The following is a 15,552-nucleotide window of genomic DNA, read 5'->3' on the forward strand; positions in this document are numbered from 1 at the left end:
TTGAGGGGATATCCCGGTTTACCCTTGATAATCTGAAATTTCCTTGTCAAGACAGGCTTGCGCTTCTGTTAACAATTTTTTGGTGGATTTGATGAGTTTAACTACAAAGGTATCAGTCTTACGTCTCTTATAGAAATTCACAAGAGCAAAGGACAACAGCTCGTGCGCTTCTTCAATATTTTTGTCTGCGCCAATACCATAAAGAAGACATTTTCCAACCCGAAATTGTGCGTCTGCTATGCAAACAGAATCTGCATCATTTTCCAAGCTGCGATGCAGAGCCCTCTGATAGAGGGTAAAAGCATAATTCTCGTTTTTAGTCACGCCATAGCCGTTGAGATACATGTCTCCCAATTTATATAAACAGTTTGCATCATCGTGAAGCAATGCACCGAGAGTAAAATATTCATATGCTTTTTCATAATCGATATCTTGATGACGACCATAATAAAAACAATATCCACAGTTACAAATTGCCCGAAGATTGCCTGCGTCTGCCGCTAGCTTATAAAGCTCATAGGCTCTTTGATAGTCTTGTTCTACAAATCTGCCAGTATAGTAGAAGGTGCCGAGATTCACAGAGGCTATCGGCATTTCCTGTTTTTGGCAAAGCTCATAGCACTCAATGACCTTTCGGGCAATTTTCCCATTTAGACAATCATGGTGATCACATGCCCATCCTAAAATCGCTTCCCAATCTTCTGTTTCAATATAAAAATTGACCTCATCTAATTCATTTTCTATATCATCTTCTATATCGTTATCAGTATAAAATTGAGCGATAAGCGTTTGATTTTCATATTCTTCTGCTGTCGCTTCCCTGATGATATGCTTTGTCCATTCAACCGGATATGGAGCCTCCTCCGCTGCATATTCTGCACAGGATTTTACAATTCCTATTCTTGGCGTGTTCTGGCTGCCAAATGGGACCATGACATAGGAATCCAGCTGTATTTCACCCATATCGCTGATATAAGAATATATTGCTTGGATTCCTTTAACCAAAACACCGCAATACCAATATTTATCCATTATTCTCACCCGTTCTGCTGGATATCCTTTCCATACTAAATACAAAAAACAAAATCTAATCTAACGCATAGCCAATTACTTTGGTGTAAGCCCTGCGGCATTCACAAATTCGTTGATTTTACCGTTAGCAATAGTACCTTCTTGCCCGAAACTATAATTATATTTTACATCCTTTCGGATATTAAGTAAAGAGTTTTCTGACAACCCTATATAGTGAATTTTAATGGGCGGTACAGAAAAATACTGCTAAATAGAATTCCAGAATGTGGTTGATCTTATTTTCCTGATATTGAAATATGGAACTTAAACTAAAAAATGCTCACCGAGATTAACGCGTTGCTTGATCCTTTTTGCTTTGGCATCCTAGCACACAAACGGTATCGCGATAAGCTGTCAAACCATGGAAGGAGGTTGACTTTTATTACAATAAAAAACGCTCCCCTTTCAGTGTGGTTTAGATACTGTCTCAGAAAAAACCAAGACAATTCTCGATAAGAAAAATGGATAATTGTTATCAGTACTAATTTAGTAGTTACAAAAAAGTGCCTACTTGATTAATATTTTCCCCTTGCTTATAATGAAATTGTAAATTTATCATAGGAGGGAAAGGAATGGATTTGTTAGAATTAATAAAGAGGAGAAGGTCGATGGTTATGAAGATGCTTAGAGATGCTGGTTTGTCATGACAGACGTTATTCATTCCAATGGTCAATCCAGGTCTAATATAAGTGATGGCATCTGATTCCAGATATCAGATAATAGCGTTCTCTTTCGACCGAAACCAAAATGGGGAACATGATATATGTCAACCGGATTATTAGGGAGCAGATGTGTATTCCCGATATTGAAACAGACGGGTGAAGCCTTATGGGATATACATATTAATAGAGTATTGTAAACTGCTGGACGGCTGACTCGTCAACAGCTTACATGCAAAGCGCGATATGAAAAAGCAGCAGGTACGTACGTCTTATCGTATGTACCTGCTGCTTTTATACCATCAAGAATTATTCCGGCGGTCTTGTAAAGGAACTGCTTTGCCGTATAATCAGCTTTGGCTGAAAAATTATTTTTTGTGAAGGGGAATCGTCTCCCTCCAAACGGCGGAATAAAAACTCTGCACCGCATCGTCCCATATCTCTTTGTGCCATATAGATTGAGGATAACGGTGGTGACAAAAATTTGACAAAATTGACGTCATCCATTCCTACAATCGCGATATCTTCCGGGATTCTAATATGATTTTCCTGAAAGGCAGCTATAGCTCCCAAAGCCATTACATCACTGGCGGCGCAGACGGCAGTAGGCCGGTCCTTCATGTTTAAAATACGAAGAGCCGCCTCATATCCGGCGTTCTGATCGTAATCGCCGAAAAAGCAGTTTTTCATATCCACTGGAACCCCCATTTCCACGTGGGCACTGCAATAGCCTTCAAAACGCTCCCGGAATACATAAATACTCTTATCTCCCCCGATCAGAGCTACTCGGCGATGTCCCTGCTTAAGCATATGTATGGTGGAAAGATATAACGCCCTTCTAACATCAATCCCTACATAATCGAAATTGTCTGTTTCGTTACCGCCATAGGGTGATACGCATAGGGAACTCACAACCAAGGGACATCGCACTCGCCTGATCGCTTTAAAATGCTCCTCCGTATAATTAAAATTGATGAGAAACAGGCCGTCCACGATCTTCTCGTTCATCATATTCAGCAGATTCAGCTCTTCTTCCGGAGAGCCTTTTGTATAGTAGATCATCAGAGAATAATGATGCTGCTTTGCAACCTCTTGAACAGCTCCAATCAGCGCAAAGAAAAAAGGATTATCCGCTTCAGGAAAGGCAAGACAAATCAAATTGGTGCGGTTGTTTTTTAAGGAACGCGCGGCCCTGTTCGGAACGTAATGCAGCTCTTGAATTGCTTGTGTTACCCGCTCCTTGGTTTCGGGCTTGATATAGCCAACATTGTTGATCACTCTAGAAACCGTACCCGGTGAAACCTGTGCCGCGGCAGCAATATCATAGATGGTTACCGTTTCTTTTTTTGAATCCATAATCGTTTCCTTTCGCAATATAGAACTATTTACCCATATTTTACCATGATTATAAGAAAAGTTCAATTACAGCGCTTCTATAAGGCGATTAGACGACTCCTGATACTGAATGCTTCTGATGGTGCGAACGCATTATCATGAAACGCATCTGTCTCTCGGTTCTAACCGAGAAGTAATGATCAATACGAAATAATTCTCAAAAGAGAGAATTTTACGATATCATTCCTATCTCTTTCTCCCAATCCCTGCGCGGGCCCGCGAGCTGCTGAAAAAAGAATATGCTTTCAGGAGCAGAGCGATCATTTCCAAACGCAGGGATGAGAAAGAGTTTGGGGTTTGCCTAGGATTGTATTTGAGGAGGAAATTATCTATATTTTATACATACTAATGCATAATCCTGTAAATCCGGCAATTGGATTTCAACCGTATCGCCCTGACAGGAGTACTGTAAACCGGTTTCATTTGGCAGCAAAATAACTTCTGCAATCGATTTCCCAAATAGCTTTGCCTTGAATTGCAGATTGGCAATCGGCAGATTGGGCAGCTCGCTTTGGAAGTTTAGTATGTGCAGCATGGTGCAATTTTCTTCCGGCTTTTCAAATCGTGTGATTTCTACGGACTGGAATCCCTCTAATTCCGTGCAATATGAGCCGGAAAGGCGTTTGATAAGCTGGTAAAATACCTCTCGCTGGCTGATATGGGTACCAATTTCCAGTGCGGCTGTAGAATAGATTACCTTTCCCTTGCCATATGTGTTTTCGACAATCGCAGGAGCTTGTGTAAATCTCCCCGGCGGGGTGGTTAAGATGCTGCCATGACGGTCTTCAGTCGGATAGAGATAGGGAAGTGTTATGGTACCAAGCACCTTGGCCTCGGAGGAAATTACGCGGACGTTAGTCTGCCAGTCGTACACTGTAACAGGGAAGTCGGCGGAAAATACTTCTGGAAATACTTCTTTTCCCTCCTCGGTAGGCGATACATAGGTGCGGCTTTCTTTGGTTCGGCCCTCCAACTGGACGCCGAACAGATCCGATAAAAGAAACTTCCCGTCATAGCTGCCGCTTCCAGTAATGGTAGCAGTCTCCTTGCTTGCGTAAAGAGAACCGCCATCAGCTACGAATTCCCGAATGGCTTTAATTTCCTCCTCGTCCAGCATGGCAACATTAGACAATACTAAAACCTGGTATTTTTTCAGGTCTTTAAGATTTTTTTTGGTAACGACGCCATAGGGAACGTGATACCAGGTCAATGTTTTTGCAGCATTGGAGGAGCATTTCATATGGGAATTAGCCGCCTGATAATCTGGATTGTCCTTTTGATACTCAAAGGTACAACCCGCCTCTTTTACAGGACGCCCGTTCCATTCCTGGTCAAAATTGGAATTCAGGCTGTAATAAATCCCGACATCCTGGCAGAATTCACCGCCTAAATATGGCTCATATGGGGTAATTTTCCCAAATACCTTTTCCATAGTATGATAGTTTCTGGTGTGAACGGTTCCCACAGGGTCAATCTGGTCGATAATTGTCAGTGCGCCGTCATTCATAATGGTAGAATAGGCCACCTGGCTTAACTCATCCTCTGTTTTAGTAATCACATGCTCATGAATGTTCGGAACATTCCAGCAGTTGACACGCTCAAACGGTTTCAAATTGCTCAGCGAATAAAATAGTTTGCTGGAATAGGACAATCCATACCGATCACAATATAAATCTGCCGACATCCAGTCCCAGCAATCTGACAATTCCGCAGAAGCACCGGCCATCCAATCCCAGGTGAAGGTCTGAGACTGCTGGGCCAGCTTCATGCCCGGTTTTCTGGATTTGATGGTATCTGTCACCTCCTGGCAAAACTCTCTCAGCCAGCGTTGACGGGTCCGGATTAGTTTAACAAAGCTTGGATCCTTCCAATCGATCACAGTAGGCATTTCTTCGCCTGTTTCTTCCCGGTAACGCTTCCGGCAGTTATCACAATAGCATACAGTCGGCCAGAAGGTCATATCCGGCCAGACGCCTTCGAAGTCATAGTTGTCACAGATTTCTGCCAGCTCAGCCAATGAAAAGTCGTGGTATCCCGGGTCGTTGATACAGCAGGTGGCAAACCGATGGGGGCCGCCCTCTGTATTGATTCTCTCTCTTTCGGCGGTACCGTCCGCCAAGACGGTTCTTGCCTCCGGATGCTTGTTCCAATAGTCAGCCGCATAGACAAATACATAGTATACGATAGCGTCCAGGCCTCTTTTATGCAATGCGTCGATGGTTTCCTTCAGCATATCTCTGCCCTTGTGACCGGGATGCATCACCCCGCCCAGCTTAGACGGCCAGCTCAATAGACCGGTATGAGTGTTTGCCATATAGGTTGCCGCTGTAGCGCCGCTTCGGTAACAGCACTCTGCAAAATATTCAGGGTCATATTGGGTCAGGAATGTGTCATTCCAGCTGTCAATGTGATAATCAAGGAAATATCTTTTTCGGGAGCGCTGATGCCAGTTATTATTCATTTTCGTTTCTCCTTTTTCAGTATGAGATTTGATTATTTAGCAGTCGTATACATATCCAATACCAAGAATTTCAGCCAGATATTTCAGTTCCCGGCTCCAGTCACCGAATACCAAAGAATAATGATGACCTACCGTATGGTCAAAAAAGCTTTTGGTATCATGCTCAAATTCCAAGCCGAAGCCCGGCCACCGCTGTCCGAATATTTCATCCGGAGCAACGTCTCTGTGAATGGTTGTTGCATTGGCTACATGCATCCGCAAGGTGTCTCCATTGCCTCCTACGCGCAGGATCGTTACCTTTTTGCCGGTTTCCAGCTCAAACTTAATTGAAGCGCCTTTCATTTTTCCGCATAGATACTCATTGGGAAGAGCATCATCGGCAATGTTGCCGGCAATTGGCCAGAGCTCAACTCCCTTGGAGTGGTCTGCCATGGAAATAGGCGCAGTACCGCAATTGAAGAAGGTTGCACCGTTGCCGCTTTTATGTTTCCGCCCAATATCGGCAAAGAAAACCTTTTGTCCTCCGGTCATCAGATGGAGGATATACATGGAAATCCCAGCCGGAACATCCGCTTCACAGGCAGTCATAATGCCTGCTTCGTTGAGCATGCAGGTTGCCAGGCATGCCGCGTATCCATAGCCATAGGGCAAAGCGGACATCTCCGGCATACATTTGTTAGCGAACACATCAATATGATAGAGCTCTTTCATTCGCAGAAACGCCAAATACATTTTGGCCTGGGTGAAAATCGCATCGCTTTCCAGCTTTTCTCCATTATCCGCTTCCCAAATTACTTTGTCAACCTTCTCTAGGAATTCTTTCTCAACCTTATGCGCTTCCTCATCGCTGATTTTTTCCATTTCCTTGAAAATCTGCAGGGAATCATATTGGGGGAAGTCCAACCCAAAGACCGCTTTCCAGTCAAACTCGTTTACCTGAGTTTGATACATCATCATGCATTTTCCGCCGATAGTAGCAATTTTTTTGTTGCGCAGCTCTTCTTTTACCCAAGCTGCCCGTGCAAACCGGAGCATGGTATCAATATTGTTCTCGTCTCTGGCTTCGCCGTATAAATATAGAAATTTTTTCCCCATCTCCGTCAAGACGTATTTGATTTGGATGGAAGCACCGAAATTGCCGTTCGCGATTTTATCTGACAGCCCATACAAAATAAACGGTACATGGATATCGTTGACCGCAGAGATGGCTACGGAGGAATAAATCCAGGTTCCAACCACAAGGACGATTGCATTGGCGCCGCGGGCTTCCATATCCTTGACCGCCTTTACCGCGTCCGCTTCCTCCAAAATGAGATCTTCTGGAATCAGAACATCCGCTTCCTCACATTGCGCAAATCGTTGGAGATAGTACTCCCGCATTTCACGGATTTCTTCTTTTTGATGGTTTATCTTTGCCAGAAAGATAATACCAAGCTTTGGTTTGTTCATAATCAAGTCACCATTCCTATTTCAATATTTTGTTATCCCTTGACTGCTCCAGCGACCATGCCCCGGATAACCTGTTCCTGGAAGATTAAATAGACTACTACGACCGGAAGAGCCATCATCACTACGCCGGCAAACATCACGCCCAATTCAGAAACATATTGGCCGTTCAGGTCTTGAATTCCCTGAGAGAGCATTTTCATCTCGCTTTTCGTGATCAATACCAAGGGGATCAGAAATTCGTTCCAACAGAATAGAAAGGCTAAAATCCCTACTGTCGCCAGTCCGGGCAGCGAAATGGGCAGGATGACCCGAAAAAATGCCCCTGTCCGGCTGCAGCCATCGATGGTTGCGGCCTCGTCCAGCTCTTTTGGAAGCGCCACCATAAATCCCTTTAAAATAAAGATGGATAAGGACAATTCCATAGCAAGATAAGAAAGAATAATTGAGAGAAAGTTGTTGGTCAGCCCTACCTTATTAAAGATAGAGAACAAGGGAACAATAATCGTATGGGCTGGAATCATCAGTCCCAGAGAAAACAGCAAATAAAGGACTTTGCTGTTCCATACTTTTGCCAAGACGTAAGCGGCCATAGCGGAAATTACTAAGATTAGGGCGACGGCGACGACACTTACAAAAAGCGTATTAAAAAAATAGGTTCCGATATTGCCTACCTGCCAGGCCCTGACAAAGTTATCAAAATTAATCTGTTCCGGAAAGCCTAAGGCGTTACTGTATATCTGGTCATTGCTGCGGAAGGAATTTACTAGCATCCAATAAAATGGGAATAAGGCCAAAATCGCAAAAACTGTTAAGAAAATAAATTTTCCTATCTTTGCCACATAGCCAATCGGAGCTGTTACTTTATTCAACACAAATTCCTCCTTTATATTTTCATCCGGCGGCGTCTGGCGCGTTTTTCCTGATTTTTTTCTGATCCGAGGGAATCATTTGCCTGGTTGTAAATTACAACAAGAATCAGAGATATGAACAGGATCGACATTGCCACGGCGCTTCCGTAACCGAAATGTCCATTTTTAAAAACCTCACGGTACATCATGACAGCCATATAGGAGGACGAATATCCGGGCCCGCCTGTAGTCATGATCCAGGGATAATCAAATGCTTTCAAACATCCCGTGATAATCAAAATTACCACTACGCTGGTAATCGGCCGCAAGGAAGGAACTGTAATTTTAAAGAACATTTTTGCTGAGCTGGCACCATCCAGAGAAGCGGATTCAAATAATTCCTCAGGTATGTTCTGGACTGCCGCCAGGTAAATAATGAATTGCTGTCCCATATACTGCCAAATCTGCGGGACGGCTACAAAATAGATGACGACGCTGGAATCACTGAGCCACGAGCGGCCCGCAATGGAATCACCAAAGCCTAGCGCCGATAATATCTCGTTAAACGGCCCCATATCCGCATTGAAAAAGATAGAAAACAGCAGAGCCATTGCCGCCGCAGAAATAATAGAAGGCAAATAGTAAACGGATCGGTAAAACTTATAGCCGCGATTTAACCGGCTGACTAAAAAGGCGCCTACCATGCCAAATGAAAGCTGGACAACCAGCCCGATAATAAGCAGAATAAAGGAATTCAGTACAGTTGTTATGTAATTACGATCCTGGAAAAGCTTAATATAGTTTTCCAGGCCGACGAAATTCATTTCTCCTACCCCTCGCCAGGAGGTTAGGGAATATTCCAATGTCATAACAATCGGGATAATAATTAAAAGTACAAATACAATCAGTGCCGGCGCTAAGAAAAAAGCCGAAAAGGCCATGTCTCTTCTTTTTTTCAAAAGAATCCCCCCTAGTGTGAAAACGGGTACGGATTGACCTTGCAGTCCATACCCGCTTTCCCTATTCAACCATTGCATGAGCAAAGATAACTTTTATACAGGCGATCAATCGGATTTCTGTAGTGTTTTTATTAAACTGCCATATATGTTTGTGTTCCACTATCGCCTGGAAGATTTTGCGCTATGATAAGTCACTGTTGATAGAATCCTGAATATCCTGGTTGATTTGATCTACAGTGGCAGAGCCAGCCCACAGCTCATCCATTGCATAGGAGAATACCTCTTGAGAGGCGGCTGCCGGCATATTAGACCAGAGATGAACGCGTTCTTCTCTTCCGTCGAGATATTCCTGTGCTCTGACATACAGAGGATTCAATTTGGATTCATCGTATTCCTGGATTTTAACCGCCCAGCGTCCGGATTCTGCAACCAGTTGGTTTACTTCATCGCCAAGGAGATAGTCTACAAAATCAACCAGAGCGGCCTGTTTGCTTTCATCGTGGAAGGATTTTGCATTAACAACAAAACCGAAATTCGTACCGCCGACTACAAAATCAGAGGTGGAATACTTGGCATCGGGCATAACAGGAACATCCATAAATTCAGATTTTTCCACGATTTCATCGGTAAACTGCTGAATTACCCATGGGAAAGCGTAAATCATAGCGGCTTTTTCTTCATTGTACATTGAGACTGCCGGAGCAAAATCGCCGCTGCCCAAGGTGTCTGCCGGGAAGGTGCCGGCGTCGCGCATCTGTTCGATCAGATTGCCGGTTTTCACGATATTATCTTCACCCAGCCATTTGTCCTGTTCGCCACAGATGGTATTGCTTTCTTCCTGCGTATAGTACTGATAGAATACTGCTGCATACCAGAAGTGCGCAGGATTTCCGGCAGAGGAACCAACTGCCAGGGGAACAATTCCGTCGGCGGATAAGGCTTTGGAAACCTCTAATAGCTCATCCATATTGGTAGGCGGCGTTAATCCCTTTTCATCAAAAATTTCTTTATTATACAGCATGTAGTTGCTGGAGCCTTCAATTGGGAATCCGTATGTTTTCCCGTCAAAGGTATAAACTCCTAACGAGCTTTCAGGATAATTATCTCTTGACAGGTTTTTGCTGACCGCAAAATATTCATCAATATCGAGCAGAAGGTTATTGTCTACCATATCCTTCACGCTGCCGGCCGTCCAATAATGGAAGCAGTCCGGGAGATTGTCCGCTGCTAAATCCGTTTTAATTTTATCTCGCAGGTTATCACCGCTCTCAGATTCGAACTCTACGGTATATTTGTCCTTCACGGAGGCCGCATAAGCCTCAACCATTTCGGAAAAATCTGAGTGGAACTGCTCTGTTCCCGCCATATAGTTGGTTGCAAATCGGATTACAGGCAAATTTCCGGAGCCGCCCTGGCTGTCCGTAGAGTCATCGCCGTTGCCCGAACATCCGCTCAGTGCCATACCGCATGCGAGCCCAAGGCAAATCCATTTAAGCCATCGTTTGTTACTTTTCATTTTCATGACCTCCTAAAAATTTAATTTAAATAACGGGTTTCTACGCCACTGAGAACAAATTATTAAATCGGTTTCCTGTTTTTTGTTTATCTAGATTATATAAAAAATATATCTATTTGTAAATATAATTATTTTTATTTGATAAACTTTTGTTAAAAATACCAATGATGAATAAAGTTATTTATATTTTATGACAGTAAATATTAAATCGGTTTTATAAAATTAATATTAGTTTCCGGTTTTTTATAAAATTGCCTTTAGGTTTTACATTGAAAGAGAGGCCCTTGCTATATCTTTTAATGAGAATATAATTTATAACGGCGATTCGATAGAAAGAAGCGGCTTTTTATATTGTGGCATCGCAGGAATGTAATTCCAGAGCGAGAAGATATTTTGTAAAATATAATGTTTATAGAAAGGGCTTACAGCAGGTATCTGTTTGTTTCTTGTATATTGTTTTTGCTGGGAATCCTGCGTGTCAAATAATTAGAATAATGCTATGATTGGATGGCAAGGATCAATTCATTCTGCAAACTGGAGATCAAAATTGTGAACGGGAGATGTGATCAATTTGGAACAGCTATCGAAGCAGTACCTTTATTCGATTCCCTGACAATATAAAAGAAAATTTGGAGCAGGGCGTGTAAACGTCAATGTGACATTTAACGATATTTTCCATACCGAAGGCATGGCCAATATGGGTGTAAAAAATGAAGATGGTTCAATTTGCTATATTTTCGGTATTATCAAACAAATAAGCGGATGTAACTTTAGATATATTTACAAATGAAATCAATGTCCCGCTATGATATAATAAGAGTAAAGTAATATAAAACCGGTTTTATATAGCTGTTTATGGTTTTATGACAAAGGAGGAATGAGCTTGGACGCAGAAAAGAGCATTCAGGAAATGATGGAAGTTGGCAGCCAGCTTTACCAAAAGGGATTGTTGGTTGGGACAGACGGAAATTTTAGCATACGCCTTAATGAAAAAGAAATTGTAATTACCGCCTCCGGGTTTTGTAAGGGGAAGCTGCAGGAAAGCAGTTTTACGGTGGTAAGTCCGGACGGAGAGGTTTTATCCGGATCAAAGCCGGCACGGGATATCCGGATGCATTTAGCGGTGTACCGGCAGCGGCCGGATGTCACAGCAGTGGTGCATGCACATCCTCCGGCTGCAACTGGGTTATCGATGACGAGCGGTATTGAACAGGAATTATCGAGAGTCGCATTGCCGGAAGTGCTGTTTAACCTGAACGGAATCGCCATCACGGAATACTGTACCCCGATTAGCTGTGAGGTGCCGGAGGAATTGGCAAAGGCTATGAAAAAGACGCCGCAGGCTGACGCGGTGCTTCTTGCGAATCATGGGGCTTTGACTATGGGAAATACCATTTGGGAAGCATTCTATAAAATGGAAACTTTGGAAATGTTCTGCAAAGCCCTGTTTGTTTCTAAGCTGTTTGGAACGACCAGCTATCTGTCGAAGGAACAGGTTGAAAAGGTTCATCGCTTAATAAAGGGAGAAGATCCGGATACCGTGGCCCGTTCATAAGCAGTTCATGTTGGAAAGGAGAATGAATCAGATGAAAACAATTGTAATAGGATGCGACAACGCGGCAGTAGAGCTGAAAAATACCATTATGGGTTTGGTGGAGCAGTTGGGATATGCGGTTGAGAATGTAGGGTGCGACAGCAGTGATGATCCTACCAACTATCCTACGATTGCCAAAAGGGTATGCGAAAGGATCATTGAGAGCGGATATGAAAAAAACGGGATTCTGGTCTGCGGAACGGGAATCGGCATGGCTATGACGGCGAATAAGTTTAAAGGCATCCGGGCGGCGGTATGCCATGACAATTTCTCTGCGGAACGCGCAAAGCTGAGCAACGACGCCAATGTTCTGTGTATGGGCGCCCGGGTGATCGGCCCGGAGCTGGCGAAAAAAATCACCAGAGAATGGCTCTCCCTGGAATTTGTCGACGGCAGTTCCACACCAAAGGTACAGGAAATCAAAGCGATTGAAGCCGAGACAATGAAATAGGAGGCAGGGGGAAATATATGAAGCGGTTTTTACTAGGCACAAACTGGAAAATGCACAAGACCTTTCAGGAAGCGGAGCAGTATGCTGCCGGGCTGAAAAAGCTGGCAGGACAATTTCCGCAATATACTTATTTCATTATTCCTCCCTATACCCATCTTAGAGAGATGAAGGAACAGCTTATCGGTACGCCGGTCATGATTGGGGCGCAGAATATGCACTGGGAGGATCAGGGCGCATATACCGGCGAAATTTCCCCGAAATGGCTCTGTGACCTTGGCATTGACGTAGCGGAGCTTGGGCATTCAGAACGCCGGCAGTATTATAACGAAAACGATGAGGACTTAAATAAAAAAGTGAAAGCGGCATTAAAGTATGGGATGACGCCGCTTTTATGCGTAGGGGAATATGCCAAGGACAAGGCCTATGCAGTGACACCGGAGGTCATCCGCAAACAGCTTAAAATCGGGTTATTTGGCCTGACAAAGGAGCAGGCGGCATCCATTTGGGTAGCCTATGAGCCGGTCTGGGCAATCGGAGAATCCGGCGTGCCAGCAGAACCGGAATATGTAGAGTGGGTACATGGAATCATTCGCGGCCAGCTCACCGAGCTCTTTGGAGACACAGGGAAGGATATTCCGGTGCTTTACGGCGGAAGTGTGAACCCGGAAAATTGCCTTGGCCTGGCACAGCGCAAGGACGTTGACGGTCTGTTTATCGGCAGGTCTGCATGGGATCTGGAAAGCTTTGAAAAGATCATGACATTATTAACGAAGAATGGGATTGGAGGAACAAGGAATGGCTAATATATCAGTACCCTCTGGAAAAAGATACCTGTTACAGGATGGGAAGCCTTATTTTTATCTGGCTGACACCATCTGGATGGCCTTTCAAAAGCTATCGTTGGAAGAATGGCAGAACTATCTCCGGCTGCGCAGGCGGCAGGGCTTTAACGCAGTGCAGATCAGCGTGCTGCCGATTGCCCACGATAACAGCGTCGGAGAGGAGGACATAGAGCCTTTTGCGTTGGATGAGGAAGGCCATTACTTATTTGACCAGATCAACGAAGCTTATTTTGACAAGGCGGAAATAATGGTAGAAATGGCGGCGGAAGCTGGAATCACGCCTTGCCTGCATCTGTTTTGGGTGAATTATATCCCGGATACCTGGGGCGCTTTGAAAAGCCCGGAGCGGGTTTTGCCGCTTTCCAGGGTGCGGGAGCTGGCAAAGTATATGCTGAACCGTTTTGACCGGTATCATCCCATTTATTCAGTGACAGGGGACACAAATTTTGAAACGCCGCGGGTCGTAGAATATTACCAGGCAATTTTTGACGTACTGGAAGAACTTGCCCCTGACGGTGTGACGTCGATGCACCTGATGGGCGGGTTGGACCATGTCCCGGAAGAATTGCTGCACCGCTCTGGATATTCTTTTTATTCTTACCAGTCTAGCCATGGCGGAAAAGAATTTTTAAGCAATATTACAAAATGCAGCGAAGGCTTTTTGAGGCAGCCCCTGGTGAAGCCGCTGATTAATACGGAACCCTGCTATGAAGGACTGGGAAACTTTGAAAATCCCTATGAAAAGTTTTCTTCCTTTGACGTGAGGCGGGCGCTGTGGAGCAGCGTGCTGAGCGGAGCCTCCGCCGGGATAACTTATGGAGCGCACGGCGCCTGGGGATGCCATAAAAAAGGGATGCTTTTCTTAGCCAAGAGCATGTGGGGCGAACCGTATGATTTCCAGGACGCTATTCGGCTGGATGGCGCCAATGATGCGGGGTTTGTGCGCCATATTATGGAGAGCCATCAGTTGATGGGACTTCTCCCGGCACAGGAATTGACCGATACGCCTTATATTATGGCTGGAACACTGGAAAACCAGGATGTTTTGGTGGTTTACCAGCCGTTTGACTGTGAATTTACCTTGTATAAGGAACTGTCGGATTATCGGGTAACAGCATGGAACCTTGCGGCCAGGAGAACTTTTATTCCAGAGCTTACAATGGGAGACGGGAGAACTCTGGTCGGAATTAATGGCAGTAATCACGATGCGCTTTACATTTTTGAGAAATAGATAAAGGATACGGAATGGAGAAAAAAAATCAGAAGGTTACAATCTATGATATTGCAAAGCTGGCGGGAGTTGCTCCCGGTACGGTATCCCGGGCTTTGAACCACATCGGCTATATCAAGCAGGAAACCCAGGAGAAAGTGGAAGCTGCCGCGGAGGAACTCAATTATATCCCGACGCGGGCAGCGCAAAGCCTAAAGACAAAATGCACCGGCCTATTGCTGGTTGCTATTCCTGACATGGAAAATCCATTTTATGTGCAGATGATATCCGCAATTCAGGAAGAAGTGCGCGAAAGCGGTTATTCCATGATCCTGTATTATACCAACGGCAGCATCGAATATGAGAAAAAAGCGTTTGATCTGCTGAGGGAACATGCGGCGGACGGTATGATTATGGTAAATCTCAATCATATTACGCCCTACCTGTCCTACCTAAAAAAGCCGCATCTCCCGCTTGTGCTCTGCCAGATGTCCGACCATCTGGCAGACGAGTACCGGGAATATGGATTTGATGATATCTGTATTGATACCAAACGCGCTGTCATGGAGGTAGTAGACCTGTTCTGCCGGAATGGGCATACCAAGATCGGCTTTATCGGCGGAAATCAGACCCTTCCGGCCTTTCTGGATCGGTATCACGGGTACGAGGAAGGCTTGTCGCGCCACCGGCTTCCGCGAGAAGAGCGATATGTCGTTCTCGCGGAAAACTGGCTGGAAGCAGATGGATACCAAGCCGCGAAAGAGCTGCATGAACGCGGCGACCTGCCGACTGCAATCTGTTTCAGTCACGACCTGATGGCCTTGGGAGCAATGGACTATTTTCAGGAGCAGGGAATCCGGATTGGCGAGGAGCTCGCAATCGCCGGAATCGATAATATTAATATTTGCCAAAAGATGTCTCCGGCGCTGACCAGCGTATGCATCCATCAAAATCAGATGGGGCGGCTTGCGGCACAAAGAGTACTGTCCAGAATTCATCAAAAAAGGGTAGGTGAATTTATAAAGACAGTACTGACCGGAGAACTGATCTGCCGCGGGAGCAGCGGTCAGATCTTTGGGAAAAAAGGATAAGGAGGA

Annotated in this window: 12 protein-coding genes; 5 read left to right on the top strand and 7 right to left on the bottom strand. The window is 44.6% G+C overall.

Annotation, left to right across the window (positions count from 1 at the left end; translation table 11 throughout):
• Positions 1-18 precede the first annotated feature (18 nt).
• The 7 genes from CZ360_RS08685 to CZ360_RS08715 all read right to left on the bottom strand — a co-directional run bounded on the left by CZ360_RS08685 (position 19) and on the right by CZ360_RS08715 (position 10,358).
• A complete protein-coding gene (locus CZ360_RS08685) occupies positions 19-1,032 on the bottom strand; it encodes a tetratricopeptide repeat protein (protein WP_077533825.1) in 1,014 nt (337 codons plus the stop codon).
• Between the two features lie 1,007 nt (positions 1,033-2,039).
• A complete protein-coding gene (locus CZ360_RS08690; protein WP_077533826.1) occupies positions 2,040-3,086 on the bottom strand; it encodes a LacI family DNA-binding transcriptional regulator in 1,047 nt (348 codons plus the stop codon).
• 364 nt (positions 3,087-3,450) lie between these two features.
• A complete protein-coding gene (locus CZ360_RS08695) occupies positions 3,451-5,586 on the bottom strand; it encodes an alpha-L-fucosidase (protein WP_077533827.1) in 2,136 nt (711 codons plus the stop codon).
• Between the two features lie 36 nt (positions 5,587-5,622).
• The gene (locus tag CZ360_RS08700) at positions 5,623-7,035 is read right to left on the bottom strand and encodes a hypothetical protein (protein ID WP_077533828.1); all 1,413 of its coding nucleotides are present in this window, start codon (positions 7,033-7,035) and stop codon (positions 5,623-5,625) included.
• Positions 7,036-7,067: 32 nt separating this feature from the next.
• Positions 7,068-7,904: a carbohydrate ABC transporter permease gene (locus CZ360_RS08705; RefSeq protein WP_077533829.1), complete on the bottom strand. Its 837-nt coding sequence runs from the start codon at positions 7,902-7,904 to the stop codon at positions 7,068-7,070.
• 14 nt (positions 7,905-7,918) lie between these two features.
• Positions 7,919-8,842 carry a carbohydrate ABC transporter permease gene (locus CZ360_RS08710; RefSeq protein WP_159438198.1) on the bottom strand — a complete coding sequence of 308 codons (924 nt, stop codon included), beginning with the start codon at positions 8,840-8,842 and terminating at the stop codon, positions 7,919-7,921.
• 181 nt (positions 8,843-9,023) lie between these two features.
• On the bottom strand, positions 9,024-10,358 hold the full coding sequence (locus CZ360_RS08715) for an ABC transporter substrate-binding protein (RefSeq protein ID WP_159438200.1): 1,335 nt from the start codon (positions 10,356-10,358) through the stop codon (positions 9,024-9,026).
• A gap of 877 nt (positions 10,359-11,235) precedes the next feature.
• Here CZ360_RS08715 and CZ360_RS08720 point away from each other — a divergent pair.
• Genes CZ360_RS08720 through CZ360_RS08740 form a run of 5 tightly spaced genes read left to right on the top strand, consistent with a single transcriptional unit; the run spans position 11,236 to position 15,546 of the window.
• Entirely contained in the window at positions 11,236-11,913 is a 678-nt protein-coding gene (locus CZ360_RS08720; protein WP_077533832.1) for a class II aldolase/adducin family protein, read from the top strand.
• Positions 11,914-11,944: 31 nt separating this feature from the next.
• Complete coding sequence (gene rpiB, locus CZ360_RS08725; RefSeq protein ID WP_077533833.1) at positions 11,945-12,403, top strand: ribose 5-phosphate isomerase B; 459 nt, start codon at positions 11,945-11,947, stop codon at positions 12,401-12,403.
• A gap of 17 nt (positions 12,404-12,420) precedes the next feature.
• Entirely contained in the window at positions 12,421-13,206 is a 786-nt protein-coding gene (locus tag CZ360_RS08730) for a triose-phosphate isomerase (protein WP_077533834.1), read from the top strand.
• A complete protein-coding gene (locus CZ360_RS08735) occupies positions 13,199-14,476 on the top strand; it encodes a glycoside hydrolase family 140 protein (protein WP_159438202.1) in 1,278 nt (425 codons plus the stop codon). The genes CZ360_RS08730 and CZ360_RS08735 overlap by 8 nt, the downstream gene beginning before the upstream one ends.
• A gap of 14 nt (positions 14,477-14,490) precedes the next feature.
• Entirely contained in the window at positions 14,491-15,546 is a 1,056-nt protein-coding gene (locus CZ360_RS08740) for a LacI family DNA-binding transcriptional regulator (RefSeq protein WP_077533836.1), read from the top strand.
• The last annotated feature ends 6 nt before the right edge of the window (positions 15,547-15,552 follow it).

The sequence above is a fragment of the Massiliimalia massiliensis genome, assembly GCF_900155615.1.
Lineage (GTDB): Bacteria > Bacillota > Clostridia > Oscillospirales > Ruminococcaceae > Massiliimalia > Massiliimalia massiliensis.

What these genes read in the sequence shown, in the direction of transcription:
- CZ360_RS08700 (WP_077533828.1), bottom strand. Translation starts at nt 7,035, where the DNA reads ATGAACAAACCAAAGCTTGGTATTATCTTTCTGGCAAAGATAAACCAT.
- CZ360_RS08740 (WP_077533836.1), top strand. Translation starts at nt 14,491, where the DNA reads ATGGAGAAAAAAAATCAGAAGGTTACAATCTATGATATTGCAAAGCTG.
- rpiB (WP_077533833.1), top strand. Translation starts at nt 11,945, where the DNA reads ATGAAAACAATTGTAATAGGATGCGACAACGCGGCAGTAGAGCTGAAA.
- CZ360_RS08695 (WP_077533827.1), bottom strand. Translation starts at nt 5,586, where the DNA reads ATGAATAATAACTGGCATCAGCGCTCCCGAAAAAGATATTTCCTTGAT.
- CZ360_RS08690 (WP_077533826.1), bottom strand. Translation starts at nt 3,086, where the DNA reads ATGGATTCAAAAAAAGAAACGGTAACCATCTATGATATTGCTGCCGCG.
- CZ360_RS08715 (WP_159438200.1), bottom strand. Translation starts at nt 10,358, where the DNA reads ATGAAAAGTAACAAACGATGGCTTAAATGGATTTGCCTTGGGCTCGCA.
- CZ360_RS08720 (WP_077533832.1), top strand. Translation starts at nt 11,236, where the DNA reads ATGAGCTTGGACGCAGAAAAGAGCATTCAGGAAATGATGGAAGTTGGC.
- CZ360_RS08730 (WP_077533834.1), top strand. Translation starts at nt 12,421, where the DNA reads ATGAAGCGGTTTTTACTAGGCACAAACTGGAAAATGCACAAGACCTTT.
- CZ360_RS08735 (WP_159438202.1), top strand. Translation starts at nt 13,199, where the DNA reads ATGGCTAATATATCAGTACCCTCTGGAAAAAGATACCTGTTACAGGAT.
- CZ360_RS08685 (WP_077533825.1), bottom strand. Translation starts at nt 1,032, where the DNA reads ATGGATAAATATTGGTATTGCGGTGTTTTGGTTAAAGGAATCCAAGCA.